We start from the raw sequence: 25,341 nt of genomic DNA on the forward strand, positions 1-25,341 counted from the left end.
CACCGAGGATCAGACAATGCTCATTCCAGGCTTCACGGCGGGCGCGCAGGCGCCGGCCGAGCTGCATACCCGTTGGTCGCCGTGGCGTGCGCTGCTTGGCGTACTGGCGCCACAGCAACGCACCCGCACAGAGAAGGCGGTGACCGACCGCACCGAGCTGGAAGCGCAGGTGGCCGCGCTGCATCGCGTGCAGGCCGTCATCGAGTTCGCGCTCGACGGCACCATCCTGCAGGCCAATGACAATTTCCTGCAGGCGATGGGCTACCGGCTGGAGGAGATCCAGGGCGGGCATCATTCCCTGTTCGTCGACCCCGAGCAGGCGCGCAGCGCTGAATACCGCGACTTCTGGGCGCGCTTGGGGCGCGGCGAATATGACGCCGGACAGTACCGCCGCTTCGGCAAGGGCCAGCGCGAGATCTGGATCCAGGCCTCGTACAACCCGGTGCTGGACCGCCAGGGGCGGCCGTACAAGGTGGTCAAGTTCGCGACCGACATCACCGCGCAGAAGCTGCAGGCGGCCGACTCGGCGGGGCAACTGGCCGCGATCGCCAAGTCGCAGGCGGTGATCGAGTTCAGCATGGATGGCCGCATCCTGTCGGCCAATGACAATTTCCTGGCCGCCACCGGCTACAGCCTGGACGAGGTGCGCGGGCAGCACCATTCGTTGTTTGTCGAGCCCGAGCATCGCAGCAGCGTCGAATATCGCCAGTTCTGGGAGAAACTCGGGCGTGGCGAGTATGACGCCGGGCAGTATCGGCGCCTGGGCAAGGGCGGGCGCGAGGTCTGGATCCAGGCATCCTACAACCCGATCCTGGACCTCAACGGCAAGCCGTTCAAGGTCGTCAAGTACGCTACCGACATCACCGTGCAGGTGCATGAGAACCAGGCCATGCAGCGCGCCGTGGCGCAGACCCGCGAGGTGGTGGCTGCCGCCAAGCAGGGCGACCTGACCCAGCGCGTGGCCACCGCCGACAAGAACGGGTCGATCGCCGAACTGTGCGAAGGCGTGAATTCGCTGGTCGAGGCGATGGCGGCCATCATCGGCCAGATCAAGTTCGCTGCGGACACCATCGCAGTCGGCGCGACTGAAATCGCACAGGGCAACAGCGACCTCTCGCAGCGCACCGAACAGCAGGCGGCCTCGCTGGAGGAAACCGCCGTGTCGATGAAGGGCCTGGCCGAGACCGTGCAGCGCACGGCCACCAACGCGCGCCAGGCCAGCCAGCTGGCCGGTGGAGCGGCCGACGTCGCCGCGCGAGGCGGCAATGTGGTGCACGAGGTGGTCGAGACGATGGCGGTGATCAATGCCTCGTCGCGGCGCATCGTCGACATCATCGGGGTGATCGACGGCATCGCCTTCCAGACCAACATTCTCGCGCTGAACGCAGCGGTGGAGGCTGCGCGTGCCGGTGAACATGGCCGTGGCTTCGCCGTGGTTGCCACCGAGATCCGCGAGCTGTCGCAGCGTTCGGCCAGCGCAGCCAAGGAGATCAAGCACCTGATCGATGAGTCGGTTGCCAATGTGGGCGCCGGCACGGCGCAGGTTGAGAGCGCGGGCCGCACCATGGATGAAATCGTGACCAACGTGCGCCGTGTCAGCGACCTGATGACCGAAATCAGCGCTGCCTCGCAGCAGCAGAGCGATGACATCCAGCAGATGAATCATGCGGTCGACCTGATCGATCAGGGCACCCAGCAGAACGCGGCCCTGGTCGAGGAGGCGTCGGCGGCGGCGCGCAGCATGGAAGAACAGTCGGCGCAGCTGCTGCAGACCGTAGCCAGTTTCCGCGTGCAGGGCGGCGCGGGGCACCGGCATGGAGCGGCGGCGCTGCACGCGGTCTAGGTGCGGCGCCCGGACCGGTCTGCCGTGGTCTCGGTGTCGCCGCGTACGCAGTTGCGACCGGCATGCTTGGCGCGATACAGGGCCTGGTCGGCGCGTTCGACCAGGTCGCGCGGATCGCGGTCTTCGCCCGGTGCCTGCCAGGCCACGCCGATGCTGATGGTGACGGTGGCTTCGGGGGCGGGCAGGGCTGCGGCTTCGACCGAAGCGCGCAGCCGTTCGCCCAGGCCCAGGGCGTGGGTGGCATCGGGCGAGGGCAGGGCGGCGATGAACTCTTCGCCGCCATAGCGGGCCAGCAGATCGTCACCCCGTTGCAGGCAGCCATCAAGAATGGCGGCCACCGACTGCAGGCGGCGATCGCCTTCCGGGTGGCCGTAGGTGTCATTGAGCCGTTTGAAGTGGTCGATGTCGATCATCAGTACCGCCAGCCCGAGCCCCTGGCGGCGCGCGCGGCCGCGGGCACTGCCGAGTGATTCGTCGAAGCTGCGGCGGTTGCCCAGACCGGTCAACGGGTCACGCCGCGCCAGTGTTTCCAGCTCATCGCGCTGGCGCTGGATCTCCACCTGGCTCAGCACGCTGCGCAGGGCATAGCCGAGCATGGCACCAATGAAGCCCACCGTGGCCAGGGTGGGCTGCAGGCGCGCGACCAGCAGCGCCACCATCATCAGCAGCAAGGGCAGCATCAACGGCACGCCGGCGTCGACGATGCGGCGCAGGCTGCGCGATACCTCCACCGCCGGATAGCGGCGCTTGCTGCCGGCCATGATGGCCAGCACCACGAACAGCCCGCTGATCAGCAGGTCCCCCCAGTTGCCGTCAGGCAGCTGCGGTTGATAGGTGCTGATGTAGAACGCCAACAGGAAGTAGCCCAGCGCGTAGATCGCAAGTGTCCGGAAAAAATCGCGGCGGTCGGGATTGTCCTCGGCCAGGAAGCGGATCAGCGCGAAGCAGAACACCAGGCTGTTCTGTACGCTGCTCATGGCGTTCAGGCACTGCGTCCACAATGCGGTGTTGAAATGCGCCATCGCCTGCGTGTGCCCGTAGTACAACAGCCACAGCAACGCGATGATCAGCAGGTCCACCGCGCGGATGTAGCGGTTGCCGCCGCCCGGGCTGGCGGCCACGTAGGTCAGGGGAATCCGGTAGAACACGTACAGGATCAGCGAAGACACGGTCATCTGCGCAGGATCGAGGCCGGCCACATTGCGGTACAGCAGGGCCAGCAGGGCCAGCGAGAACAGGCCCACGGCAGCGCCAAGCGTCCGCCATTTGCAGGCTGCCTGGCGGCTGTCACGTGCACGCCGCACGCAGGCCAGTGCAGCCAGCAGCGGGGCGGTGATCAGCATCAGGTAGGAGCCGACCGGGTCCTGCGGGCCGACAAAGGCAATGACGAGCGCGTGCGTGACCAGAAAAAACAGTGCCGCACGCAACGTCATGCATTCCCCCGCCCCCAGCTCCGGCTGGGATCACGATAGGCAGAAGCACGTGAGGCTTGCAAGAAAAGTGTGCGCTGCGTCTATTCCAAAGCCTGCCGGAAGTCGCAGTTGTGTTTCAGCGTGGTGACGCCGAGCCTTCGACGCGGGCGTACATCCAGGCGCCCACCAGCGCCCAGCGCGGGTCCGTTGCGGTGGGCAGGTAAGCGGCGATCTGGCGTCGCAGTGCCCTTTCGGAAACGTCGCCCCAGCTGGTGTGCCCTGTCACGCCCGGCAGCGAGAGATAACGGGGCCAGGCGGCAGCGTCATCCACGTGCAGTGGACGCAGCCGGGCGGACAGGGTAGGGGGGGAGCGTGGGCAGCGCGGGTGTTGGCATCGTCGCCAGTTTTGGCGCCTGGGCCCTGAAAATGCAAAAGGCCAGGTCGGGGACCTGGCCTTTGATGCAGTGGTGCCGGTGAAAGGACTCGAACCTTCATGGGGTCACCCCCGGCTGATTTTGAGTCAGCTGCGTATACCATTCCGCCACACCGGCAGGCAGCGTGCGAGTGTAACCGAGGTCGGCACGGCTTTCATAGTGGGGAGGCCGATCAGGGCGCGTCCTGTCGGCTTCGGCCCAGTGGTGGCTATACTGCGGCGGCTTGAATGCCTCCAGGAGTGGTAGCCGATGACAGTGTTGCAGGACCTGAGGGTGCTGGTGGTCGAGAACGACGAGATGAGTGCCGCACTGCTGCAGATGCAGCTGATGCATGCCGGTGCAACGGTGGTGGGTCTGGCCGCGAGCGTCGCTGAGGCACTGCGCCTGCTGGAGGCGTCGACCCCGGACGTTGCCCTGCTTGATTACCGCCTGGCCCGCAATGAAACCAGCGAGCCGGTGGCCGCGGCGCTGTCGGCGCGTGGCGTGCCGTTCGTGCTGGCCACAGGCATGCTGGCCGAGCAGCTGCCCGAGCCGATGCTGGCCGGCGTGCTGCTGGTCAAGCCGTATCTCTCGGCAGACCTGAGCCAGGCACTGGTACGCGCAGTGGGCCGCGCCAGCGCCAGGGCCTGATTGGCGCATGCTCGCGCCAGCGCCAGGGCCTGATTGGCGCATGCTGAAGCGGTGGGCGTATCCTGCCCGGGCCTGAATGCTCAGGCCTACAAGGAGAGTGGCATGAAGAAGTGGATCAAGCGCATGGTTGCTGCGGGTGTCCTTTCGATGGCGGTCTTCGGTGGTACGGCCTCTGCCGCGTGGTGCGGCCAGCCCTGTTTCCAGCTCTACAAGAGCTGCATCGCGCGGGGTGGTGAGGTCGAACAATGCCTGCAGGAACAGGCCTTCTGCGAAGAGGCGATGTGCGGCGGCAATCCCTGATCCATGAACCCCGCCCAGGCGGGGTTTTTCATCTGTGCGCGGTATTCAGCCGGCTTCTTCGTACACGTAGCGGATCTCTTCGCGGTCGTCGAGGATGCTGTACTGCCGCGCCAGATCATCCGGATCGGGATTGAGCCAGGCATCGAGGTGTTCCCTGCGGATGGGAACGACGCCGCGGTCGTGGCCCGCAGCGGCGACGTCGTGCGGAGGCGTGTCGGTGATGGTGGCAAATGACAGCAGGCGACCTTCCGGTCCTTCCCATTCCGCCCACAGGCAGGCCAGCAGCAGATCGCGCGGGGGATCAGGCCGGAACTCCAGCACCACGTCCTGCTGCTTCTCATCGGCACCCAGCGTGCGGCCGGCGATGGCGTGACGCGGTACGTGCTCATAGAACGCCTGCACCACCACCACGCCGTGGCGCAGGCCGAACGCACCGCGCCAATAGCCTTCCAGGCTGTCGCGCCTCGCGTTGTAGGTGCCGGGATAGAGGATGTCGTTGCGCACCGGCTTGTCCGGCAGCCGGCACTGGTAGCGCATCGGCTTGATCACGCGTTTGCCGCCCTCGCTGACCATGACCGGTGCGTAGGTGCCAGGGAAAATGCGGTTGTCGCGCGGCAGCAGCTGCACCCGGTGCAGGTCTTCCAGCCGGGCCTGCGCACGATCGATGCGGTTGCCGGCTACGCGCAGGTCGTTGCGTGCCTTCTGGGTGGGGCGGGTCGCCAGCGTGGCGTTGGCGATATCGCGTCGCTCGCGCTGGCGGGCCAGCTCCGCTTCCAGATCCTGGCGCTCCTGCGCATGCCATTGCTGGATTTTCGCGACGATGTCGCGGCCTTTCTCGGTGCGCGCACCGGCGAAGCCGTCATCCATGGCCTTGGGAGTTCTGGGGCGCTTCTTGCCGGGATCGTGCGCGTACAGCTCCGCGAATTCTTCCAGCGACAGGATGGCGCCAAACTCGCGCACCAGCTTGGCGTAGTCGGCGCGGATCAGGGCGGAATAGCACATGGGAACTCTGCAGGCGCGGGTCGCAGCAGTTGCGACATGGATGAGGCAGGATAGCCCGACCTACAGGGAGAAAGCGCATGAATGATTCCGTCGCCTGCCAGTTCCGCGACGCCGTGCCCACGGTCGAGGACTATTGCCAGCTGCGTGTGCTGGCGGGCCTCAGTGCCAAGAGCCAGGAGGCGGCGGCACGCGCGCTGCCCAATACCCTGTATGGCGTGTGCGCCTACCAGGGCAACGAGCTGGTGGCGATGGGGCGCATCGTCGGCGATGGGGGCTGCCACCTGCAGGTCTGCGATATCGCCGTGTTGCCGCGCCTGCAGGGGCAGGGCCTGGGCAAGGAAGTGATGCGTCGCCTGGATGGCTGGATGCAGGCAAACCTGCCGCCGTCGGCATACGTCAGCCTTCTGGCAGATGGTGAAGCGCACCGGCTGTACGCGCAGTTTGGTTTCGCACCTACCGCACCTGCATCGATCGGGATGTATCGCCGGTTCTGAGGTGTGTCCAGGCTGAGGCCAGCCATGCGCGGCTCGGGCCTTCCCAGGAATCACAGGCAAAGAAAAACCCCGGCCGAAGCCGGGGTTTTAAAGAATTGGCGTCCCCACGGGGATTCGAACCCCGGTCGCCACCGTGAAAGGGTGATGTCCTAGGCCTCTAGACGATGGGGACGCACGAAAACTTCAAGTTGTAGATCCTTCGACGGCCTAATGTCGAAGTGGTGGAGCCAAGCGGGATCGAACCGCTGACCTCCTGCATGCCATGCAGGCGCTCTCCCAGCTGAGCTATGGCCCCAATGAAACTCCGGATGATCTGCCGGGAGCAGAGTCCGTTTTGAAACTGGCGTCCCCACGGGGATTCGAACCCCGGTCGCCACCGTGAAAGGGTGATGTCCTAGGCCTCTAGACGATGGGGACGCACGAAAACTTCAAGTTGTAGATCCTTCGACGGCCTAATGTCGAAGTGGTGGAGCCAAGCGGGATCGAACCGCTGACCTCCTGCATGCCATGCAGGCGCTCTCCCAGCTGAGCTATGGCCCCGTGTTACCGAGCCGCCTATCATACCTGCGTGTTCACGTTTGTGGAAGCTTTTTTTGAGCTTTTTTCGTTCCGGTTCAACCGCGGCCACGAGGGCAGGGGAACCGCAACGCCACTACCTGAATGCTGGTAGGCGGTGAACAAAAAAGACCCGGTTATCGGCCGGGTCCTCGTTGTTCGTGATGAGTGGCGTCCCCACGGGGATTCGAACCCCGGTCGCCACCGTGAAAGGGTGATGTCCTAGGCCTCTAGACGATGGGGACGCACGAAAACTTCAAGTTGTAGATCCTTCGACGGCCTAATGTCGAAGTGGTGGAGCCAAGCGGGATCGAACCGCTGACCTCCTGCATGCCATGCAGGCGCTCTCCCAGCTGAGCTATGGCCCCACGTCGCTGAGGAGCGAAATAATAGCCTTGCCCCAGGGGGTTGGCAAGCATTTGTTGCACTTTTCTTCACGTGCGTTGCGAAGCCGATGTCAGTCGCCTTTCGCCTGTGCAACGTTGTCGGTCAGTGCCGCCAGGATCGGGCACTGGTCCAGCGTGCCGTGACCGGGGCAGGCGTCGACCAGCTGCGAAAGTGCGGTGTGCATGCGCTGCAGCTCGGCCATCCGTTGCGCGATGTCCTGCAGGCGGGCCTGCGCGGTGTCGCGCACGCTGCCCATGTCCTGCGAGTGCTGATCGCTCAGTACGAGCAGCTCGCCGATCTCTTCCAGGCTGAAGCCCAGCGCCTTGGCGCGGCGGATGAATCGCAGCCGGCGCAGATCCTGCTCGCCGAAGATGCGGTAGCCACCCGCCGAGCGGGCCGCGGTCGGCAGCAGCTGCTGTCGTTCGTAGTAGCGCACCGTATCGATCGGCACGCCCGCCTGGCGGGCCAGTTGTCCAATGTTCATGGCGGATTCCTGCGGATGCTGCCTGCCATTGTGAAGCCTGGAGTCTGGTCGAGAGTCAAGGCTTGGACCGGGTGCGCGCATTCAGCGCACTTTGCAACTTTCTTCATAGCCCCGCCGATGGGCCAGTTCCTACCCTTCGCCTGAACCGGCCGTTCGATGGCCTGCAACGAACCGAGGAGGTGGTCTGTGGAAGGATTCAGGAACGAAGGATTCGTCGAGATCGCGGTGGTTGAATACCCGGGAGGTGATCCGTCTGCCGCCTCCGTACTGGCCGAAATGGCGCACGTTGCCAATCGCCTTGCCCAGCAGCAGCGCCGGCCGTTCAAGCGGGTGCTGGTCACCCGCTGGATCGTGCCGGCCAGCCAGACCGGTGTGCATCGTATTGCGGGTGCGGAAATGCTCGATGCGGCCATCCCGGCTGTGATTGCGGTTCCCGGCCAGATCAGTGCCGGCGCGTGCCTGCGCGCGGATGAGGTGCTGCTGGACTGGCTGCGCGCGCACTATGACGGCGGCAGCCTGCTGGCCGCCGCCAGTGATGGCGTCAGCGTGCTGGCACGGGCCGGATTGCTGGCCGGGCGTACGGTCAGTGGCCCCGATCTCGGGCGCCATCCAGGCCTGCAGGCGCAGGCCGCGAGCTGGGTGCCGAGCGAGCGGGCGCTGGTGGATGACGGCGACCTGCTGACGGTCGGCGGGGGCCAGGCCTGGCGCTTCCTGGGCCTGCGGCTGCTGTACCGGCTGCATGGGCAGGGTGTGGCCAGTGCGGTGGCGCAGCAACTGGGCATCACCGTGCCCGCCACGATCCAGCAGGATCTGGAACGCTTCAGCGCCAACTTCGCACATGGCGATCGTGATGTGTTGAAGGCACAGCGCTGGTTGCACACCACAGCGGCACGCGGTGCCACCCTTGCCGCGATCTGCGAAGTCTCCGGGTTGGAGCCGCGCACACTGCAGCGGCGGTTCCTCAAGGCCACCGGCCTGCGGCCGATCGAGTACTGCCAACGGCTGCGCATCGCCAAGGCGCAGACCCTGTTGCAGCAGGGGGCGGGTATCGATGAGGTGGCCTGGGGCGTCGGCTACGCTGATCAGAGTGCATTTCGCCGGTTGTTCCTGCGCATCGTTGGCATGACGCCGGCGAACTATCGGCGTCACGTCAGCAGCAAGCGCCGCGAGCGGCCCTTGATGCCGTCGGTGGCGGGCAGTCTGCGCGGGCTGCAATCGCCGTCGGTGATGCAACTGGGGCGCAGCGCGGCCTGATGCGGGTAGCATCGTCGGGCTTGCAACCGGAGCGCGACACTTCGACCATGCCGTCAGTGGACGATTGAACAGGTGGTCTGATGTCGAGCGTTGGGCCGGTGCCGATGCCGGTGGTATTGATTCTCGTGTGCGTAGTGCTGGCGATGGCCGTGGCGCGTCTTTGGCCACGCAGGAAGGACGGCATGCCGCTGCCTTCCGCACCCAGCATGGTTCTGGACATGCTGCTGGTGGGCCTGCTGTGTGGTCGCATCAGCTTCGTGGCCTTGAACTTCGCGCTGTATCGCGAGGCGCCGTGGAGCATTCTGCAGATTGCCGATGGTGGCTACCACCTGGTGGTTGTCCTGGTTGCGGGATTGGCATGGGGACTGTGGAGGTTGCGCCCATTGCCGGCGTTGCGCGCCCCGGTGCTGGGCGCGGCGTTGGCAGGTGTGCTGCTATGGGCGGGCGGCAGTCAGCTGTTGTCCGCCTGGCAGGAGCGGCAGATGCCCTTGCCGGTATTGCAGGTTGCTGATCTGCAAGGGGGAAGGGTTGATCTGCAGCAGTTTCGTGGCAAGCCACTGGTGCTGAACCTGTGGGCCAGCTGGTGTGGTCCCTGCAGGCGTGAGATGCCGGTCTTGGCAGCGGCACAGCAGGCACATGCGGACGTGCAGTTCGTGTTCCTCAATCAGGGTGAAACCCTTGAGGAGGTCCAGGGTTTCGTTGCGCGCGAACGGCTCCTGCTGGGCAACGTATTGCTGGACGATGACGCTGCGGCATCCACGGTGCTGGGCGTGCAGGCCTATCCCTCGACCCTGTTCTTCGACGCCGAGGGGCGCCTGCGTGAACTGCACCTCGGCGAACTGACGGCAGCTGGTCTTGAACACAAACTGCGCCGGCTGCGGTAGCCTGCGCGGGCATCTCACTACGGAGTTCCCATGTTGTCGACTTCCCTGCGCACCGCCCCGGCGGTGCTGTTGCTGCCGGTCCTGCTGGCATTGGCCGCCTGCAGCCAGGCACAGACACCGCCGGGCAAGACCGCCGCGGCACCGGCAGCGAGCGCCACAGCCGCTGCCAACAAGGGCGATCGCCCTGCGGTACTGAAGGGCATCGAGAAGCATGGGTTCGAGGTCGTCGCCGAATTCGATGCCCCCGATGGCCTGCGAGGTTTCGCCGGCGTGGTCGGCGGCCAGCAGCCGGCAGCGGCCTATGTCACTGCTGATGGCAAGCATGTACTGGTCGGCAGCCTGTTCGATGCGGAGGGCAACGATGTAGCCGCTGAGGCCGTTGAGAAGCTGGTGGCCTCGCCGATGTCGGCCAAAATGTGGACCAAACTGGAATCCAGCGCCTGGGTACGTGACGGCAAGGCCGATGCGCCGCGCGTGGTCTATACCTTCAGCGATGCCAACTGCCCTTACTGCCACAAGTTCTGGGAAGCGGCACGGCCGTGGGTCGATGCGGGCAAGGTGCAGTTGCGTCACATCATGGTCGGCGTCATCCGCGAGGACAGCCCGGCCAAAGCGGCGGCCATCCTCGCAGCCCGTGACCCGAGTGCAGCGCTGCTGCAGAACGAGCACGATTTTGATCGCGGTGGCATCAAGGCGCTGCCGAACATCAGCCGCGAGATTGCTGGCAAGCTCGATGCCAATCAGGTACTGATGATCGAAATGGGCTTCCAGGGCACGCCGGGCATTCTGTTCCAGGACGCACAGGGCCAGGTACAGCGTCGTGCGGGCCTGCCGCAGGGTGCCGATCTGCAGACGGTGCTTGGCCCGCGCTGAGTGGCGCCAGCCTCATGAAACATTGCACAGGCCCGCATGGCAGCATGCGGGCCTGTCGCATTCTGTGGCGGGCCTTCCGGTTGCAGGCCTGCGCAACGTTGGTTCATCGTCACGTCTGAATCGTGACTGACATCAAGCATCGCGCCTTGATTCCAATCAAGGCCAAAAACGACAGGCGGATTAGCCTGTGACGCATGGAATACAGCGTCACTGCGCGACGGATGCCGCGCTCGCCACGCCCTGATCAGGGTCGGCCGGCACAGCCATTCACGACATTCTCACTCCGTGCTTGTTACCCAGACCGCTGCGGTCGCCACCTCTTTGGCAGCGCGGCCTTGATGGAGTCGACGTCGGTGCGGGCAGGGCAGTGTCATCGTCCTGTTGCCTGCAGTGCGCAGGCTGGCCGCCGCCGTCGACGCAGTATCCGCATTTCCAGCAACGGCAACGTGGGGCCGGAGCCGCGCATGCGTGCGTTCGGCCTGCGAGATGAACATGGACGTCCAGGGAGGATGCAATGCGCGTGGCGGTACTGAGTCTGGCCTGCTTGACCGTATTGGCGATCACGCCGGCATATGCACAGGCTGATGACAAGGAGGACGCGCAGGCGCTGCGCCGTGAGATCGCGGCCATGCGTCAGGTACTGGAAGGCATGCAGCAGCGGCTGGATCGGCTTGAGCAGCGCAATGGCGCGGTTGCGCCTGCCATCGCGCAGATCCCTGCGCCTGCGACCGCACCTGCAGGCGCTACCCATCTGCTGCATCCCACCCAGGTGCCGGGCGTGGCACAACCGGTGCTGCCGCAGCGTGAATCTGTGGCCGACCCTTCCACCGCGGCATCGCGACCGGACAGTGCGGCCGGCCCAACCGACCCGGATCTGAAGGGGTTCTTCGCCATTCCCGGCACCGATACGGTGATCCGCATCGGCGGCTACGCCAAGCTCGATGCCATCGCCGATTCGCGCGCAGCCGGCGACGAAGATCAGTTCATTCCTTCGTCGATGCCAGTGGGCGGCCGTCATCGTGACGTGTCCAATTTCAACATCCATGCCAAGCAGACCCGCTTCAGTTTCGAGGGGCGGCGCCCGACCTCGCACGGGAACCTGCGCTTCTACCTGGAGAACGACTTCTTCGGCAGCAGTGATGGTTACGAATTCCGCCTGCGACACGCCTATGGCCAGCTCGGCAATACCTACGCGGGCTACGGCTATTCCAGCTTCATGGATCCGGACAGCCTGCCTGACACGCTGGATTTTGCCGGTCCGGGTGGTGCGGGCTATCTGCTGGTGGCCGGCATCCACCACAGCTTTGCGATGGGCAAGGGCAACACCCTGACTGTTGCCGCCGAAGATCCTAAGACTGAACTTGCCGGTGCCAGCGATGAGCGCGCGGCGGTGAACCGGCTGCCGGATGTGACGGTGACTGCGCGCATGGAGCGCGACTGGGGCCACCTGCAACTGGGCGCGGTGGCACGCAGCCTGGCCTATGACGGTGACGATGAGCGCGACCGGCGCATGGCCGGTGGCCTGCAGCTGAGCGGATCGGCGTCGGTGGGTGAGCGCGACCTGCTGCTGTTCGGTGCCCTCGGTGGGCGTGGCCTGAGCCGTTACACCGCTGACCTGACCGGCTCCGGGCTGGACGCGGTGGTCGGTGCCGATGGCCGCCTTGATGCGCTGGACCTGCACGGTGGTTTCCTTGGCTACACCCATTACTGGTCCGAGCTGTGGCGTTCGAACCTGATCGTCGGCCAGCTGACCCTGGAGCGGAATGCTGCACTGGCGACCGACGCATTCCGTCAGAGCCGCTACGGCGTGTTCAACCTGATCTGGAGCCCGGCACCGTCGTGGACGATGGGCATGGAGCTGCTGTACGGGCGCCTGGAACAGCAGGGCGGCGCGCGCGGCGACACGGTCCGGGTGCAGGGCAGCCTGCAATACAACTTCATCAAGTAAGCGCCAGCGGCGTTACGCCAGCGCAACCGTCCCCACGCCCGGCCGCACCGGGCTCATGCCAGTACAGGAGATTGTCATGGCAGAAGCAAAGAAAATCGGGGTGGTCGGAGCCACCTTCCTCGTCGCCGGCAACATGATGGGCTCAGGCGTGTTCCTGCTGCCCTCCAGCCTGGCCAAGATCGGTACCGCCTCGATCTGGGGCTGGTTGATCACCACCGCCGGTGCGCTGCTGCTGGCGTTCGTGTTCGCCAAGCTGGGCAAGCTGGCGCCCAAGGCGGGCGGTCCATACGCCTATGCGCGCGACTGGTTCGGGCCCTACATGGGCTTCCAGACCAATACGATCTACTGGTTCGCCAACTGGATCGGCAACGTCGCCATCCCGATTGCGGCGGTCGGCTACTTCAGCTACTTCTTCCCGATCCTGTCCGAGCCACTGGTGCGCTGCATCGCGGTGCTGGTGCTGGTGTGGGCGCTGAGCTTCGCCAACATGATCGGCCCGGCCTTCGTCAGCCGTGTGCAGACGGTTACCACCAGCTTCGCACTGGTGCCGATCCTGGGCATCGCCATCTTCGGCTGGTTCTTCTTCGATGCCGACATCTTCAAGGGCGCCTACAACGTGTCCGGTGAATCCAACTTCGGCGCGATCTCCAGCGCTGCGGCATTGACCCTGTGGGCCTTCATCGGCGTCGAATCCGCTTCGGTCACCGCCGGCGTGGTGGAAAACCCGGAAAAGAACGTGGCCCGTGCCACCCTGGCCGGTGTGTTCCTGGCTGCCATCGCCTACATCGCCAGTTCCTCGGTGATCATGGGCATGGTGCCCAACGGCGAGCTGCAGACCTCCGATGCGCCGTTCGCGCTGGCTGCGGCCAAGGCCGTCGGTGGCTGGGGCGGTGCGCTGGTCAGCCTGTGCGCCTTCATCGGCGCGGCGGGTTCGCTGGGTGGCTGGATCCTGCTGACCGCACAGAGTGCCAAGGCGGCGTCCGACGACGGGCTGTTCCCGAGCATCTTCAGCAAGACCAACAAGGATGACGTGCCGGTCAAGGGCGTGCTGATCGTAGCGGTGCTGATGACCCTGGCGGTGCTGGTCACCTCCACCTCGGAAACCGCGTCGGCCCAGTTCGACGTCATCACGTCGGCCGCCGTGGTACTGACCCTGCTGCCCTACATCTACTCGTGCGTGGCCTGCTACTTCGTGGTCGAGCGCTCGCACACCCTGGTCCATACCGGTGCGTTCTGGACCCTGACCAGCCTGACCGTTGTGTACTGCCTGTGGGCGATCTACGGCTCGTCGGGAACCATCGTGCAGTACGCCTTCCTGTTCGTGCTGTTCATCACCGTGTTCTATCCCTTCTTCAGCGAGGAGCGCCGCCAGCAGCGGCAGCGCGCCCGCGAGGCATCGGCCATCAGCGCCGGCGCCCAGCGTTCCTGAGTTCGACAAGGAGAATCAACGTGTACTTCAAGTCCCTGGACTATCCGGTCATTGTCATCGACAACGACTACGAGTCGCCGCGCATCGGCGGCATCCTGATCCGCGCCCTGGTGGAAGAGCTGCGCAGCAACGACCAGCGCGTGCTGTGCGGCCTGAACCTGGATGATGCCCGTGCTGGCGCCCGCACCTACGTAGCGGCCTCGGCAGTGCTGATTTCGATCGATGGCAGCGAAGAGGTGGATGGCGAGTTCCAGCGCCTGACTGCCTTCCTGCGCGAGCAGAGTGCGCGCCGCGCCAACCTGCCGGTGTTCCTGTACGGCGAGCGCCGCACCATCGAGAAGGTGCCGAGCAAGCTGCTCAAGTACATCCATGGCTTCATCTTCCTGTTCGAAGACACCAAGAGCTTCATCTCGCGGCAGGTGATGCGCGCGGCCGAAGACTACATGAAGAACCTGCTGCCGCCGTTCTTCAAGGCGCTGATCCATCATGCGGCGGAGTCGAACTATTCCTGGCATACGCCGGGCCATGCCGGCGGCGTGGCGTTCACCAAGTCGCCGGTCGGCCGTGCATTCCATCAGTTCTACGGCGAGAACACCCTGCGCAGCGACCTGTCGATCTCGGTGCCGGAGCTGGGCTCGCTGCTGGACCACACCGGCCCGATCAAGGACGCCGAGAACGAGGCGGCGCGCAACTTCGGTGCCGACCATACCTTCTTCGTCACCAACGGCACCTCCACCGCCAACAAGATCGTCTGGCATGGCACGGTGGCGCGTGGTGACGTGGTGTTTGTCGACCGCAATTGCCACAAGTCGCTGCTGCACGCGCTGATCATGACCGGTGCGGTGCCGGTGTACTTCACCCCCAGCCGCAACGCGCACGGCATCATCGGCCCGATCAGCCTGGACCAGTTCACGCCGGAATCGCTGCAGCAGCGCATTGCTGCCAACCCGCTGGCCAGCCAGGCCTACCAGGCCGGTTCCAAGCCGCGCATCGCAGTGGTAACCAACTCGACCTATGACGGCCTGTGCTACAACGCCGAGAAGATCGCTGATGAGATCGGCAGCGCGGTCGATTTCCTGCACTTCGATGAGGCCTGGTACGCCTACGCCGCGTTCCATCCGTTCTACGAGAACCACTACGGCATGGCCAAAGGCAAGCCGCGTGAGCAGGATGCGATCATCTTCACCACGCATTCAACCCACAAGCTGCTGGCGGCGTTCTCGCAGGCGTCGATGATCCACGTGCGCAACTCGGCACAGCGCAACCTGGACGCCGAGCGCTTCAACGAGTCGTTCATGATGCACACCTCGACCAGCCCACACTACGGGGTGATCGCGGCCTGCGACGTGGCCTCGAAGATGATGGAAGGCGATGCTGGCCGCTCGCTGGTGCAGGAAATGCATGACGAAGCCATCGCCTTCCGCCGCGCAATGCTGCACGTCCGCGATGATCTCGGTCGCGACGACTGGTGGTTCAGCGTATGGCAGCCGACCCAGGTCGAGCGCAGCCTGGACAAGGGCGATACGCCGGCACCGCTGGTGGCCAAGCGCGAGGAGTGGTACCTGCAGCCGGACGCCCATTGGCATGGCTTCGAGAACCTGGTTGACGACTATGTGCTGATCGACCCGATCAAGGTGACCCTGCTGACTCCGGGCCTGGCGATGGACGGCAGCATGGGCAAGCTGGGCATTCCGGCGGCGGTGTTGAGCAAGTTCCTGTGGGGCCGCGGCATTACCGTGGAAAAGACCAACCTGTACTCGGTGCTGTTCCTGTTCTCGATGGGCATCACCAAGGGCAAGTGGAGCACCCTGGTCACCGAGCTGATGGCATTCAAGGAGCTCTACGACCGCAATGCCCCGCTGAGCCAGGCACTGCCGACGCTGGCCGCCGATTATCCGAACGCCTACGCTGATTGGGGCCTGCGCGACCTGTGCGACGCACTGCATGCGTTCAACCAGGAATTCGCGGTGGCCAAGGTGATGCGCGAGATGTACGTGGATCTGCCGACCCCGGTGATGACCCCGGCCGATGCCTACAACCATCTGGTCAAGGGCGAGATCGAGCGGGTCGACATCGAGCAGCTCAGTGGCCGTGTCGCTGCGACCATGCTGGTGCCGTACCCGCCGGGCATTCCGACCATCATGCCGGGTGAGCGTTTCGGCGACAGCGACGAGCCGATCATCCAGTCGTTGCGCATCGCCCGCGAACAGAACGCTCGTTTCCCGGGCTTCGAGTCGGACGTGCACGGGCTGATCATCGAGCAGGAGGGTGATGCGGTTTCGTACAAGGTGGAGGTGCTGAAGGCCTGACCGGCAATGGTCGGCCCTTCGGCGGACGATGGATACCGCGCGCGAGCAACGCATCCTGAAGTTCTCGATCGGGGTCACCCTGGCGGTGAGCGCGGTCGGCTTCGGCGGTGGCTTGCTGGTGGGATCGCAGGCCATCCTGTTCGACGGCGTGTACAGCCTGGTCGACGTCGCGCTGACCCTGGTGTCGTTGTCGGTGCTGCGGCTGGTGGCGCGGGAACAGAGCCCGCGCTTCCAGTACGGATACTGGCACCTGGAGCCAATGGTCGAGGCACTCGGTGGGGTGATCCTGTCGCTGGCCTGCGTGTATGCGCTGGCCAACGCGGTGATTGGCTTGACCACGGGCGGGCACGAAGTGAAATTCGGGCCCGCGCTGTGGTGGGCGGCACTGCTGAGTGCCAGCAACCTGGCGATGGCGCTGTTTGTCGCCCAGCAAGCGCGGCATCTGCGCTCGGCGCTGCTGTGGTTGGACGTGCGTGGCTGGCTGCTGGGTGGGTTGATGAGCCTGGCGGTGGTACTGGCCTTCGTACTGGCCCTGGCCCTGCAGGGGGGCGAATGGCACCACTGGGTGCCGTACCTGGATTCGATCGTGCTGGCGTTGATCAGCCTGGCGGTGCTGCCGGTGCCGGCGCGCAGCGCGTGGAAGGCCATGCGAGAAGTGCTGCAGGTGGCACCGGATGAACTGGACCGGCGCGTGCAGCAGGTGATGCAGGCATTCGTGGCCGAGCGCGGTTATGCCGGTTTCACCAGTCACGTGGCCAAGATGGGGCGGATGCGCTTCATCGAGATCCATGTGCTGGCCGACCCGGGTACGCCGCTGGGGTCGGTGGGCGAGGTTGATGCGATGCGCGATGAAATCGCGGTACGCCTGGATGCGCGGGGCAGCACGTTCTGGCTGACCATCGATTTTACCGCCGACCCGGCGTGGACGTAGCACTGCTTCTTTGGCGCAGTGGCCTCGCCCGGCCGGGTTCTGCTCCCCTGTAGAGCCGAGCCCATGCTCGGCTGCCGTTCGCATGGAGCAACCGAGCACGGGCTCGGCTCTACAACTGCCGATCGCATGGAGCAGCCGAGCATCGGCCCGGCGATACAACACGGTGTGATCGTTGCGCATGGCGGACTGCTCTGTTGCGCCGGGGGTATTTGACCTCAACCCGGGTTGAGGTCGCAGACTGCCTCGCAGTTCCACAGCGCCTAGCGCAGGTAGTACTCCACGGGCACCACCAGCTCCTGCGGTGCCTTCAGTTCATCGGGAATGGGCGGCAGCGGCTGCGCGCGACGGAAGGTCTGCAGCGCGGCGTCATCGAGCATCGGCTGGCCACTGGACTGCTCCAGCCGCAGCGCCAGCAGGCGACCTTCGCGGTCGATGCTGGCCCTGACCCACGCAGTGCCCTGCTGCCGGCGCGAGCGCGCGGCGGCAGGGTAGTAGCGGTAACGCTCCAGCCGCGCCATCAGGCGGGCTTCCCACTGGTCGCTGGCGGCGCCGGCCTGGAAGTCTGCCGGTGGCGCGTCTGGAGCGGGCGGCGCGGCCGTGATCGATGCCGGTGCGGGACTTGCATCGGTCGCGGCCGCAGGCGGGGCGACTGGCAGTGGCTGGCGGCCCGTCCCACCCGTTTCGCTGGCGGCCAGCTCTCCCTCGCGCGCCGCCGTAGGCTTGGGCGGCGGCGGTGACTTCGTGGGCTGCGAGGCGCGGGGCTGCTGCGCCTGGCTGGGGGTTTCGGCCTGGCGCTCCTCTACCGGCTGTGGCGGCGTGGCCGGTGCCAGCAGGCGCAGGCTGATGCGCACGTCCTGCTCCGGCGGCGGCAGCATCGGCGGCATCGCGACCCAGTGCACCAAAAGCAGCAGTGGCAGCAGGTGCAGGACGACGGTGATCGCGATCGCCTGCCAGTGTTGGCCACGCTCACTCATCGTCCAGCACCCACAGCAGATCGGCATCTGCCGCATCGACGGTTTCACCCGGCGAAGCCAATGCGATCACCAGCGCAGGCGTATCCGGTGACAGGTAGCCCGGTACACCGGTACCGCGCAGTACATGCCAGCGACCTGCTACCAGCAGCGCCGGCGCGGGCGCATCGAGCAGCACCCGCGCCATGCGCGTATCGCGGGCCTGTTGCACGGCCAGCATCCCTTCCAGCATCGGTGCCGCGTCTGCGTGCTGGGCAAGCACCACCGCCGACAGGCGCTGGCGGGCAGCGGCCACCGGGAACCGCACGCCCTCGGTCGAGGCCAGCAGCGCGTTGACCTCGGCACGCGACAGGTTGCCGCCGAACAACGGCGTGCCTGCATCGGCAGCCTCCCGTACCAGCCCGCTATACGCGGCCCACGGCCAGCGCGTATCCCAGTCCAGCAGTTCCTGCAGGCGTGCACCTTGGGCCTGGTTGCCCTTGGCCAGCCAGCGCTGCGCCCGCTGCAGGCGTGGCTGGCGCTCGCTGGCGATCATTTCCAGCACCAGTGAACCTTGCGGGCGCTGCCGCTGCAGGGCCTGCAGCAGCCAGCGCTGGGCGGCGTGGTCTCCGGCGAGATCATGGCGTTCACCCAGCAGCAGCCGCTGGGCGTCCGCCGCGCGTGTCACGAATGCGGCTTCGTCCAGGTGCTGGCCAGTGGCCAGGTCGATCACTGTGCCGGGCACGGGCTGCGCGCCAGCCACTGCGGCCAGCGCGAGCAGGCACACGGGCAGCCAGCGGCGGCTAGAACGCCACATTGACGCCCATCGAGACGGTGCGGCCACGGCCGTTGCCGCGGTCCAGGATCGGGCTGAAGATGCTGTCGATGGAGGCATTGTTGTCATAGGACTTGTTCTGCAGGTTTTCGATGTTCAGCCACAGCGTGGTATTGGCCTGTGGCTTGAAGCTGGCGTAGAAGTCCAGCAGCACACCGGTGCCGCCGGTCTTGCGGGTCTGGAAGAAGTCGTAGCCTTCCTCGGTGGGCCCGGAGTACTCGGCGCGCAGGCCGGCCTGCACGCGCTGCTGCCACCAGCGGCCGCCTACGTCCAGCGTCCAGTAGCGGTCCGGCAGGGCGGTGATGTCTTCCAGGTTGACGAACTCGATGGCCGGTGCGCTGGTGCGCGAGTGGGTCCAGCTGAGCGTGGCGTGGTAGTGCTCGCTGGCGTAATGCGCCTCCAGCTCGATGCCGCGCATGCGCACGACGCCGGGATGGTTCATCCAGCGGGTCGTGGCGGTGAAGTCATCTGCATCCAGCACATCGGTCCAGGCATTGAGCTGCGGATCGCTGTCGATCCGCACCACCAGCGGTTCTATTTCCGGCGGATGCACGATCAGCAGGTACTGCGGCTTGATGTAGTCGCGGATGCGGTTGTCGAAGCGGGTGATGCGCAGCTGTGCCAGGTCACCGTCGACCAGCAGCGAGTCGGTGCTGAGGTTGGCGCCGAACTGCAGGTTGCGCGAGCGCTCGCGGCGCAGGAACGGATTGGCGCCGATGCCGTCGGCGACGCTGGCGTCCTCCAGCGGGATCTTCTCGAAGAACATCTCCTGCACGCGCGGCGGCCGTGATGTGCGCGAGACCTCGGCAAACAGCTGCAGCCAGTCGGTGGCCTGCAGTGAAACCGCCAGGCTCGGGCTGAGTGCGCGCTCGCTGCGACGCACGTCGATGTCGCCGCCATTGATCTCCGCGCACTGGACGGGTACTTCCGAGCACACCGGGATGTGGCCACGGATGCCGAAGCGGTCCTGGCGCAGGCCGGCAGTCAGCGCGTAGATGTCGTACTGCAGCTCCAGCGTGCTGAATACGCTGTCCAGCTGGCTGCGACCCTGCGGGTTGGCACCGCGCAGGATGGGCGTATCGGCCACATAGATGTCCGACTGGTGCTTGATGCCGGTGTTCCAGCGCGCCTGCAGTGCGCCGATGTCGAAGCGGCTGGTGTTGTCCACGGTCCAGCTGCTCAGGCTGCTGTGGGTACGGCGGCCGATGTAGCTGGAATCTTCCACCGGCGGATAGAACAGCCGGGTCTTGTTGCTGGCGAATGTCGCACGCAGGTCGATCCACGGCGAATAGGGCGTGTAGTGGTAGCTGGCGCGCTGGTTGCGCGCAGAAATCTGCCACGGGTAGTTGTGGTAGAAGTCGTTTTCGTAACGCATGTGGCTCAGGTCCAGCCGATGCTGGTCGCTGGGCTGCAGGCGCGCTTTCAGCAGCCAGCTGCTGGGCTGCTGGCTGCCCGGGTCGGCGTTGTTCTTCTGCCCACGCGCGGTCGCGTATTCGCTGCTGCGGCTGCTGCTGGCGGCGGCCAGCAGGCCGAACTGGCGGTCGCCACCTTCTTCGCTGTGGCGCCATGCACCGGCGAAGGTGCGGCCGCTGCCATAGCCGTTGTTGCCATGGCGATAGCCGGCGCGCAGGCCCCAGTCACGGCCCTCACCCAGCAGATCGTCGATATCCAGGGTGCGGAAGTTGGCACTGCCGGCCAGCGTACCAGCGCCGTCACCGCCAGCGACCGCACCGCGCTGCACGTCCACACCGGCCAGCAGGAAGGGATCGACATAGGCGAACGGACCGCCCGAACCATGTCCGGCATTGTTGCGGAAGGTCTGGGTGACACCGTCGATCATGGTGTTGACCCGGCCGGCACCGGTCATGCCGCGGATGTTGACCTGCAGGCCTGGCTGGCTGCGCGAATGGAAGCTGTGGGTGCCGGGCATCGAGCGCAGCAGGCTGTTGCCTTCCTGGCGTTCGGCCATCGCCACGCGCTCGCTGCCGACCGAGGGCGCAAAGCCATCGCGGGTGGCTGGTACATACTGGCTGGCGCCGGCACCCGGTGCATGGCCGTGCGCGGTAGTGCCCTGCACCCGCAGCGGGCCGGTGCGACGGCTGCCATCGGCGCGTTCAGCCGGCGCCGGCTCCAGGGCGGCGCGACGCGCATCGACGAAGCGCGGTCGCAGGCCGCTGCCTGCCAGCAGGCGCGACAGGGCCTGCGCATCGTCGAAGTCACCGCGCAGAGCAGGGGCCGAATGACCGGCAGGCAGCGCCGCGCCGATCACCAGATCGACACCGGTCAGCCGGCTGTAGGCGTCCAGCGCGGCCGCCAGCGGCTGGGCGGGCAGATCGTAGGTACGTGTGGCGGTCTGTGCGTGGGCACTGCCGGGCAGCAGCGGAAGGGCGCTGGTGCAGGCCAGCGACAGGGCGAGGACAAGGGGGCGGGGGCACAGCATCGGGGGCTCCAGGGGCTGACGCAGAGCGTCGTCATCCTGGGTAGACGCCGTCGCAGGCCGGATGTCAGGGTCCATCACGCTGTTCCTTGCGTGGCGGCAGCCACACCTGTATGCCCGCGCCGAGGCGCAGCACGCGCACCTGCAGTTGCGTGGCCAGCTGGTCGCGATTGCGGGCTGCACCGTCGGCACTGCCGAGCAGGGTGACCGGCTGCTGGCGCAGCTGCTCGCCGACGACCCACGTGTGCCCGCCATGCCAGCGGTCCAGGCCCTGCGTGACGTCGGCCAGCGGGGCCGAGACCCAGTGCAGGCGCCGCTCGCGCCAGGCCAATGTTCCGGGGGCAGCCGCTGTTGCATGGGCTGTTGCCTGCCCATCGAAGCGCAGCTGCTCGCCGTCGTCGGCCAGCATGCTGACGTTGCCGTTGTCCACGCGCACGCGATGCTCGGTAACGGTGACCACACTGCTGTTGCCCTGCACGGCAAGATCGAATGCGGTCCCCAGTGCAGTGACGGTGCCCTGTGGGGTATGCACCTGGAAGGGCCGGTCGGCATCGGCGGCGACCTGGAACCAGGCCTGGCCGCGCTGCAGCTGAAGCTGGCGGCGCTGCCCATCGATGCGTACCTTCACTTCGCTGCCAGGTGACAGCAGGACATGCGAACCATCCGGAAGAGTTTCCTCGCGGATCTCGCCAGCGGCCGTATGCAGTACCTGCGCCACGGGTGGCGAGGCATGGCGGCTGTAGAGACCCAGCGCGCACAGCAACAGAACCGCAATGCCGGCTTCGCGCAGGCGACGGCGTTGCCTGCGCTGCTGTTGCCGCTGCAGGCTGGGCAGCGTCGCACCGGCCTGCCACAGGTGCTGCAGATGCTGGTACTGCGCAGCATGTCGGGGGTCGGCCTGGTACCACTGGTCGAACGCGTTCTCGTCGCGGTCACCGTCGTGCCCGTCCAGCCACCAGCGTGCGGCTTCGCGCGCGATCGCGTCCTGGCTCATGCGCCGGGCACCTGCTGCAGGGCGACGAGGGCGCGCAGCAGATGGCCGTGCGCGGTCTGCCGGCTGATGCCCAGCTGGCGTCCGATCTCGGCCAGCGCCAACTGTTCCACCCGCGCCAGCAGGAATACCTGGCGCGAGCGCGGTGGCAGCGCGGCGATGATCGCGTCGAGGTGGCGCAGTTGTTCGGCGTCGAGCAGTCGCTGCTCGGGCAGCGGCGCAGGATCGGCGATGGCATTCAACTGCGTGTCATCCAGCACCTCTTCGCGACGGCGCTGGCGTTGCCGGTAGTGATCGGCGATCAGGTTGTGGGCGACGCGGTACAGATAGGCGCGGCCATTGCTCAGCAGGCCACTGGTGGCGACTTTGACGACACGCAGCCAGGTTTCCTGGACGACGTCATCAGCGTCGCTGTGTTGCGGGAGTTTGCGGCGGACATGGGCGTGCAGCGGCCGGTAATGGGCCGCGCACAGCTGCGCGACATCCGTCGGTTCGACAGGCGTGGACACGGGGCGGGCGACAACTGGGAAAGGGAACAGCCCGCGGCGGCAAGGGCAGCGGCTGCACCTTACAGCAAAAGAGAATCATTTGCATCTATGGCATGAGGCGCAGCATGCATGGGCCACCGCGGCGTCAGCGCGGGCGATAGTCGCAGTGGATCTGCAGGGCTTCGGTGGGGTTGTGATGCAGCTCGAAGCCGCAATGCTGCAGGCTGCGCTTCACCCGCGCGACCGCTTCGGCATGATGGGCGACGCGATGATCCTGCCAGCGCGGTGGGGTGAACACGCCCAGGGGCAGCAGCCGCAGCCGCTTGCCGTGCAGTACCAGTGAGACATCGATATGACGGCCATCGATGTCGTGGCCGTTGGCACCGAAGATGGCATCGATCTCATCGCGGCGCTGCGGGTAGCAGGTGCGGAACACCGCAATGCCGAGCCGTCGCACCACGCGGCGGAAGCCACCGAGACGGCTGTGGCTGGGTTCGAAGCCTCGGGTGAGCAGCAGGCGCAGCCCGGCAGGCAGCATTGCCTGCGCGTCGAGCAGGCGTTGCAGTACCTCTTCTTCCAGTTGGATGCGGGTGGAGGGCCAGCGCGGGGCGATGAGCAGTCCGTGGTGGCTGCCGCGTTGCAGGGTCAGCATCCGTGAAGCTTCGCACGCGGGCGAACAGCCAGGGTAGTGCCGGCCGCTGGCCGGCAAACCTGTTCTCCCGTCGGATGCCGACCAGCGGCCGGCACTACCATCGTCGGGTCAGATGTCGCGGTACTGGATCTGCGAAGCCAGTACGCGCAGGCCATCGGCATTGCTGGACAGGATGCGCTCTTCGCTGACCCCTTTCTGCCGTTTCAGCTGGAAGCCCTTATCGGCAGGCAGCTGTGCGGCGATGGCGTCCATGCGTTGCAGGGCATCGGGGCCGCTGCAGTCGAAGTGACCCCAGTGGGCGCCATCGCGGTGGATCTGCAATCGGTAGTTCATTGTGGTGTCTCCGGCAGGTCCTGCAGCCAATGGTCGAACATCGCGGTGGCGGCCGCAGCCAGTGGTGCGCCATAGCGACGCGCCTGCGCGCGCAGGTCGTTGGGATCGATGCCGGCCTGGGCCAGCTCCAGCGTGTGGCCGATCAGCCAACGCTCGAACTGGCGGGCGTCCAGTTCCGGATGGCATTGCAGGGCCAGTGCGTGGCTGCCGATGGCGAATGCCTGGTGACGGCAGGCCGGCGTGCTGGCCAGGCGGCGTGCACCGGCCGGAAGTTCGAACGCTTCACCATGCCAATGCAGTACCGGAATGCCCTGCAGGGACTGCAGCGGAGAACGCTGGCCTTCATCGGTCAGCAGCAGTGGCGCAAAGCCGATTTCCTTGCCACCACTGGGAGCGACACTGGCACCGAGTGCCCGCGCCATCAGCTGTGCACCCAGGCAGATGCCCAGGGTCGGCCGCTGCCGCTGCAGCCGGCGCTGCAGCAGGGCAATGCTGTCGTTGACGAAGGGATAGGTCCCTGTGTCATTGGCACTGATGGGACCGCCCAGCACGACCAGCAGATCGGCGGTTTCGGCGCCATCGAGCACATCGACGCCGGCCTGCAGCACGTGCAGCTGCCAGCCCTGCGCCAGCAGCAACGGTTTCAGGGTGCCGAGGTCTTCAAAGGCAACGTGTTGCAGGACAACCGCGTGCTTCATGCCGGTGCTCCGCTGTTCGGCCAGTAGAAACTGTCCGGGGTGGCACGGGCACCGAAGATGGCCTGGCCGACGCGGACCACGGTGGCACCTTCCTCGATGGCCACTTCGAAATCACCGGACATGCCCATCGACAGCTGCGACAGGTCCAGGCCGGGCGGGGCGGTGCGTTGCAGCTGGTCGCGCAGTTCGCGCAGGCGCACGAAGCAGGCGCGCACGCGCTCGACATCGGGGGTGAAGATGGCCAGGGTCATCAGGCCGCGCACGTGCAGGCGATCGAAGGCCGGCAGCTGCTGCACGAAGGCCTCGACCGCGTCGGGTTCCAGGCCGTACTTGCTCGGTTCGGCCGAGGTGTTGACCTGCACGAACACATCCAGCGTGCGGTCTTCCAGTTGCAGGCGCTGCTGCAGGGCCTCGGCTACGCGCAGGCTGTCCAGCGCCTGGAACTCGCTGGCAAAGCGCGCCACGTAGCGCGCCTTGTTGGTCTGCAGATGGCCGATCACCGACCAGTGCACGCCCAGGTCGGCCATCGTTTCAGCCTTGCGTTGTGCCTCCTGCACCTTGTTCTCGCCCAGTTCGTGGCAGCCTGCGGCTACCGCCATGCGGATGCGGGCGTCATCGACGGTCTTGCTGACCGGCAGCAGGCGCACGCTGGCCGGGTCCCGGCCGACGCGGGCGCAGGCATCGGCGATGCGTTGGCGCACCGTGACCAGGTTGGCGGCGATCTGTTCAACGGACTGGGCGACGGGCCAGTCGGCAGCGGCAAGGGGCATGCGGGCACCTCCAATGCA

The 25,341-nt window shown here is 66.2% G+C and carries 24 protein-coding genes and 7 tRNA genes; 11 read left to right on the forward strand and 20 right to left on the reverse strand.

Annotation, left to right across the window (positions count from 1 at the left end; all coding sequences use genetic code 11):
* Nucleotides 1-16: 16 nt before the first annotated feature.
* The gene (locus tag RYM47_RS07935) at nt 17-1,843 is read left to right on the forward strand and encodes a methyl-accepting chemotaxis protein (protein ID WP_315387017.1); all 1,827 of its coding nucleotides are present in this window, start codon (nt 17-19) and stop codon (nt 1,841-1,843) included.
* Here the strand turns inward: RYM47_RS07935 and RYM47_RS07940 are convergent.
* The 3 genes from RYM47_RS07940 to RYM47_RS07950 all read right to left on the reverse strand — a co-directional run bounded on the left by RYM47_RS07940 (nt 1,840) and on the right by RYM47_RS07950 (nt 3,806).
* Nucleotides 1,840-3,276 carry a GGDEF domain-containing protein gene (locus tag RYM47_RS07940; protein WP_315387019.1) on the reverse strand — a complete coding sequence of 479 codons (1,437 nt, stop codon included), beginning with the start codon at nt 3,274-3,276 and terminating at the stop codon, nt 1,840-1,842. The genes RYM47_RS07935 and RYM47_RS07940 overlap by 4 nt on opposite strands.
* A gap of 115 nt (nt 3,277-3,391) precedes the next feature.
* Complete coding sequence (locus tag RYM47_RS07945; protein WP_180855777.1) at nt 3,392-3,586, reverse strand: hypothetical protein; 195 nt, start codon at nt 3,584-3,586, stop codon at nt 3,392-3,394.
* 134 nt (nt 3,587-3,720) lie between these two features.
* Nucleotides 3,721-3,806: transfer RNA gene (locus RYM47_RS07950), tRNA-Leu, on the reverse strand.
* 132 nt (nt 3,807-3,938) lie between these two features.
* Between RYM47_RS07950 and RYM47_RS07955 the strand changes: the two genes are divergently transcribed.
* Both RYM47_RS07955 and RYM47_RS07960 read left to right on the forward strand, forming a co-directional pair.
* Nucleotides 3,939-4,319: a response regulator gene (locus RYM47_RS07955; RefSeq protein ID WP_315387024.1), complete on the forward strand. Its 381-nt coding sequence runs from the start codon at nt 3,939-3,941 to the stop codon at nt 4,317-4,319.
* Between the two features lie 102 nt (nt 4,320-4,421).
* Nucleotides 4,422-4,619 carry a hypothetical protein gene (locus RYM47_RS07960; protein WP_010484956.1) on the forward strand — a complete coding sequence of 66 codons (198 nt, stop codon included), beginning with the start codon at nt 4,422-4,424 and terminating at the stop codon, nt 4,617-4,619.
* Nucleotides 4,620-4,664: 45 nt separating this feature from the next.
* On the opposite strand, the gene RYM47_RS07965 is transcribed toward RYM47_RS07960, so the two are convergent.
* A complete protein-coding gene (locus RYM47_RS07965) occupies nt 4,665-5,621 on the reverse strand; it encodes an SOS response-associated peptidase family protein (protein ID WP_315387032.1) in 957 nt (318 codons plus the stop codon).
* A 77-nt stretch (nt 5,622-5,698) separates the two neighbouring features.
* Here RYM47_RS07965 and RYM47_RS07970 point away from each other — a divergent pair, with 77 nt between their 5' ends.
* Entirely contained in the window at nt 5,699-6,115 is a 417-nt protein-coding gene (locus RYM47_RS07970; protein ID WP_043403080.1) for a GNAT family N-acetyltransferase, read from the forward strand.
* A 96-nt stretch (nt 6,116-6,211) separates the two neighbouring features.
* Here RYM47_RS07970 and RYM47_RS07975 read toward each other — a convergent pair.
* The 7 genes from RYM47_RS07975 to RYM47_RS08005 all read right to left on the reverse strand — a co-directional run bounded on the left by RYM47_RS07975 (nt 6,212) and on the right by RYM47_RS08005 (nt 7,541).
* Nucleotides 6,212-6,287: transfer RNA gene (locus RYM47_RS07975), tRNA-Glu, on the reverse strand.
* A 47-nt stretch (nt 6,288-6,334) separates the two neighbouring features.
* Nucleotides 6,335-6,410, reverse strand: a tRNA-Ala gene (locus RYM47_RS07980).
* Nucleotides 6,411-6,456: 46 nt separating this feature from the next.
* Nucleotides 6,457-6,532: transfer RNA gene (locus RYM47_RS07985), tRNA-Glu, on the reverse strand.
* Nucleotides 6,533-6,579: 47 nt separating this feature from the next.
* A tRNA-Ala gene (locus RYM47_RS07990) sits at nt 6,580-6,655 on the reverse strand.
* A 184-nt stretch (nt 6,656-6,839) separates the two neighbouring features.
* A tRNA-Glu gene (locus RYM47_RS07995) sits at nt 6,840-6,915 on the reverse strand.
* A gap of 47 nt (nt 6,916-6,962) precedes the next feature.
* Nucleotides 6,963-7,038, reverse strand: a tRNA-Ala gene (locus RYM47_RS08000).
* A gap of 89 nt (nt 7,039-7,127) precedes the next feature.
* Complete coding sequence (locus tag RYM47_RS08005) at nt 7,128-7,541, reverse strand: heavy metal-responsive transcriptional regulator (protein ID WP_010484978.1); 414 nt, start codon at nt 7,539-7,541, stop codon at nt 7,128-7,130.
* Nucleotides 7,542-7,727: 186 nt separating this feature from the next.
* On the opposite strand from RYM47_RS08005, the gene RYM47_RS08010 reads away from it, so the two are divergent.
* The 7 genes from RYM47_RS08010 to RYM47_RS08040 all read left to right on the forward strand — a co-directional run bounded on the left by RYM47_RS08010 (nt 7,728) and on the right by RYM47_RS08040 (nt 17,169).
* Nucleotides 7,728-8,795 (forward strand): helix-turn-helix domain-containing protein, encoded by a 1,068-nt coding sequence (locus RYM47_RS08010; RefSeq protein WP_019336511.1) that lies wholly within the window; start codon nt 7,728-7,730, stop codon nt 8,793-8,795.
* Between the two features lie 80 nt (nt 8,796-8,875).
* Nucleotides 8,876-9,679 (forward strand): TlpA disulfide reductase family protein, encoded by an 804-nt coding sequence (locus RYM47_RS08015; RefSeq protein WP_043402032.1) that lies wholly within the window; start codon nt 8,876-8,878, stop codon nt 9,677-9,679.
* Nucleotides 9,680-9,709: 30 nt separating this feature from the next.
* A complete protein-coding gene (gene dsbG / locus RYM47_RS08020) occupies nt 9,710-10,552 on the forward strand; it encodes a thiol:disulfide interchange protein DsbG (RefSeq protein ID WP_315387039.1) in 843 nt (280 codons plus the stop codon).
* A gap of 514 nt (nt 10,553-11,066) precedes the next feature.
* On the forward strand, nt 11,067-12,500 hold the full coding sequence (locus RYM47_RS08025; protein WP_315387041.1) for a DcaP family trimeric outer membrane transporter: 1,434 nt from the start codon (nt 11,067-11,069) through the stop codon (nt 12,498-12,500).
* A gap of 76 nt (nt 12,501-12,576) precedes the next feature.
* Complete coding sequence (gene adiC, locus RYM47_RS08030) at nt 12,577-13,929, forward strand: arginine/agmatine antiporter (RefSeq protein WP_006461445.1); 1,353 nt, start codon at nt 12,577-12,579, stop codon at nt 13,927-13,929.
* 20 nt (nt 13,930-13,949) lie between these two features.
* Nucleotides 13,950-16,238: an Orn/Lys/Arg decarboxylase N-terminal domain-containing protein gene (locus RYM47_RS08035; RefSeq protein WP_315387046.1), complete on the forward strand. Its 2,289-nt coding sequence runs from the start codon at nt 13,950-13,952 to the stop codon at nt 16,236-16,238.
* 28 nt (nt 16,239-16,266) lie between these two features.
* Nucleotides 16,267-17,169, forward strand: a complete 903-nt coding sequence (locus RYM47_RS08040; protein WP_197646053.1) for a cation diffusion facilitator family transporter — start codon at nt 16,267-16,269, stop codon at nt 17,167-17,169.
* A gap of 260 nt (nt 17,170-17,429) precedes the next feature.
* Here RYM47_RS08040 and RYM47_RS08045 read toward each other — a convergent pair whose 3' ends face one another.
* The 9 genes from RYM47_RS08045 to RYM47_RS08085 all read right to left on the reverse strand — a co-directional run bounded on the left by RYM47_RS08045 (nt 17,430) and on the right by RYM47_RS08085 (nt 25,323).
* The gene (locus RYM47_RS08045) at nt 17,430-18,143 is read right to left on the reverse strand and encodes an energy transducer TonB (protein WP_197646055.1); all 714 of its coding nucleotides are present in this window, start codon (nt 18,141-18,143) and stop codon (nt 17,430-17,432) included.
* Complete coding sequence (locus tag RYM47_RS08050) at nt 18,136-18,936, reverse strand: ChaN family lipoprotein (protein ID WP_315387050.1); 801 nt, start codon at nt 18,934-18,936, stop codon at nt 18,136-18,138. The genes RYM47_RS08045 and RYM47_RS08050 overlap by 8 nt, the downstream gene beginning before the upstream one ends.
* Nucleotides 18,923-21,394: a TonB-dependent receptor gene (locus tag RYM47_RS08055; RefSeq protein ID WP_315387052.1), complete on the reverse strand. Its 2,472-nt coding sequence runs from the start codon at nt 21,392-21,394 to the stop codon at nt 18,923-18,925. The genes RYM47_RS08050 and RYM47_RS08055 overlap by 14 nt, the downstream gene beginning before the upstream one ends.
* A 64-nt stretch (nt 21,395-21,458) precedes the next feature.
* Nucleotides 21,459-22,385, reverse strand: coding sequence for a FecR domain-containing protein (locus RYM47_RS08060; protein ID WP_315387054.1), 927 nt, complete (start codon nt 22,383-22,385; stop codon nt 21,459-21,461).
* Entirely contained in the window at nt 22,382-22,891 is a 510-nt protein-coding gene (locus RYM47_RS08065) for an RNA polymerase sigma factor (RefSeq protein ID WP_315387056.1), read from the reverse strand. Before RYM47_RS08065 ends, RYM47_RS08060 begins: the two co-directional genes overlap by 4 nt.
* A 124-nt stretch (nt 22,892-23,015) precedes the next feature.
* On the reverse strand, nt 23,016-23,522 hold the full coding sequence (locus tag RYM47_RS08070; protein ID WP_054171985.1) for a hypothetical protein: 507 nt from the start codon (nt 23,520-23,522) through the stop codon (nt 23,016-23,018).
* A gap of 108 nt (nt 23,523-23,630) precedes the next feature.
* Nucleotides 23,631-23,855 carry a hypothetical protein gene (locus RYM47_RS08075; RefSeq protein WP_315387060.1) on the reverse strand — a complete coding sequence of 75 codons (225 nt, stop codon included), beginning with the start codon at nt 23,853-23,855 and terminating at the stop codon, nt 23,631-23,633.
* Nucleotides 23,852-24,553 carry a glutamine amidotransferase gene (locus RYM47_RS08080; protein ID WP_019660234.1) on the reverse strand — a complete coding sequence of 234 codons (702 nt, stop codon included), beginning with the start codon at nt 24,551-24,553 and terminating at the stop codon, nt 23,852-23,854. Before RYM47_RS08080 ends, RYM47_RS08075 begins: the two co-directional genes overlap by 4 nt.
* The gene (locus RYM47_RS08085) at nt 24,550-25,323 is read right to left on the reverse strand and encodes a YggS family pyridoxal phosphate-dependent enzyme (RefSeq protein WP_010485014.1); all 774 of its coding nucleotides are present in this window, start codon (nt 25,321-25,323) and stop codon (nt 24,550-24,552) included. The genes RYM47_RS08080 and RYM47_RS08085 overlap by 4 nt, the downstream gene beginning before the upstream one ends.
* Nucleotides 25,324-25,341: the final 18 nt, after the last annotated feature.

Origin of the sequence: uncultured Stenotrophomonas sp., assembly GCF_963519125.1 — a bacterium.
In the GTDB taxonomy this organism is placed as follows: domain Bacteria; phylum Pseudomonadota; class Gammaproteobacteria; order Xanthomonadales; family Xanthomonadaceae; genus Stenotrophomonas.

Excerpts from the sequence above, each read along its gene's own strand:
- RYM47_RS07970 (WP_043403080.1), top strand. The coding sequence starts at position 5,699 with ATGAATGATTCCGTCGCCTGCCAGTTCCGCGACGCCGTGCCCACGGTC.
- RYM47_RS08055 (WP_315387052.1), bottom strand. The coding sequence starts at position 21,394 with ATGCTGTGCCCCCGCCCCCTTGTCCTCGCCCTGTCGCTGGCCTGCACC.
- dsbG (WP_315387039.1), top strand. The coding sequence starts at position 9,710 with ATGTTGTCGACTTCCCTGCGCACCGCCCCGGCGGTGCTGTTGCTGCCG.
- RYM47_RS08060 (WP_315387054.1), bottom strand. The coding sequence starts at position 22,385 with ATGAGCCAGGACGCGATCGCGCGCGAAGCCGCACGCTGGTGGCTGGAC.
- RYM47_RS08015 (WP_043402032.1), top strand. The coding sequence starts at position 8,876 with ATGTCGAGCGTTGGGCCGGTGCCGATGCCGGTGGTATTGATTCTCGTG.
- RYM47_RS07965 (WP_315387032.1), bottom strand. The coding sequence starts at position 5,621 with ATGTGCTATTCCGCCCTGATCCGCGCCGACTACGCCAAGCTGGTGCGC.
- RYM47_RS07935 (WP_315387017.1), top strand. The coding sequence starts at position 17 with ATGCTCATTCCAGGCTTCACGGCGGGCGCGCAGGCGCCGGCCGAGCTG.
- RYM47_RS08040 (WP_197646053.1), top strand. The coding sequence starts at position 16,267 with ATGGATACCGCGCGCGAGCAACGCATCCTGAAGTTCTCGATCGGGGTC.
- RYM47_RS08025 (WP_315387041.1), top strand. The coding sequence starts at position 11,067 with ATGCGCGTGGCGGTACTGAGTCTGGCCTGCTTGACCGTATTGGCGATC.
- RYM47_RS08045 (WP_197646055.1), bottom strand. The coding sequence starts at position 18,143 with ATGAGTGAGCGTGGCCAACACTGGCAGGCGATCGCGATCACCGTCGTC.
- adiC (WP_006461445.1), top strand. The coding sequence starts at position 12,577 with ATGGCAGAAGCAAAGAAAATCGGGGTGGTCGGAGCCACCTTCCTCGTC.
- RYM47_RS08085 (WP_010485014.1), bottom strand. The coding sequence starts at position 25,323 with ATGCCCCTTGCCGCTGCCGACTGGCCCGTCGCCCAGTCCGTTGAACAG.
- RYM47_RS07940 (WP_315387019.1), bottom strand. The coding sequence starts at position 3,276 with ATGACGTTGCGTGCGGCACTGTTTTTTCTGGTCACGCACGCGCTCGTC.
- RYM47_RS08070 (WP_054171985.1), bottom strand. The coding sequence starts at position 23,522 with ATGCTGACCCTGCAACGCGGCAGCCACCACGGACTGCTCATCGCCCCG.
- RYM47_RS08075 (WP_315387060.1), bottom strand. The coding sequence starts at position 23,855 with ATGAACTACCGATTGCAGATCCACCGCGATGGCGCCCACTGGGGTCAC.
- RYM47_RS07955 (WP_315387024.1), top strand. The coding sequence starts at position 3,939 with ATGACAGTGTTGCAGGACCTGAGGGTGCTGGTGGTCGAGAACGACGAG.
- RYM47_RS08080 (WP_019660234.1), bottom strand. The coding sequence starts at position 24,553 with ATGAAGCACGCGGTTGTCCTGCAACACGTTGCCTTTGAAGACCTCGGC.
- RYM47_RS08005 (WP_010484978.1), bottom strand. The coding sequence starts at position 7,541 with ATGAACATTGGACAACTGGCCCGCCAGGCGGGCGTGCCGATCGATACG.
- RYM47_RS08050 (WP_315387050.1), bottom strand. The coding sequence starts at position 18,936 with ATGTGGCGTTCTAGCCGCCGCTGGCTGCCCGTGTGCCTGCTCGCGCTG.
- RYM47_RS07960 (WP_010484956.1), top strand. The coding sequence starts at position 4,422 with ATGAAGAAGTGGATCAAGCGCATGGTTGCTGCGGGTGTCCTTTCGATG.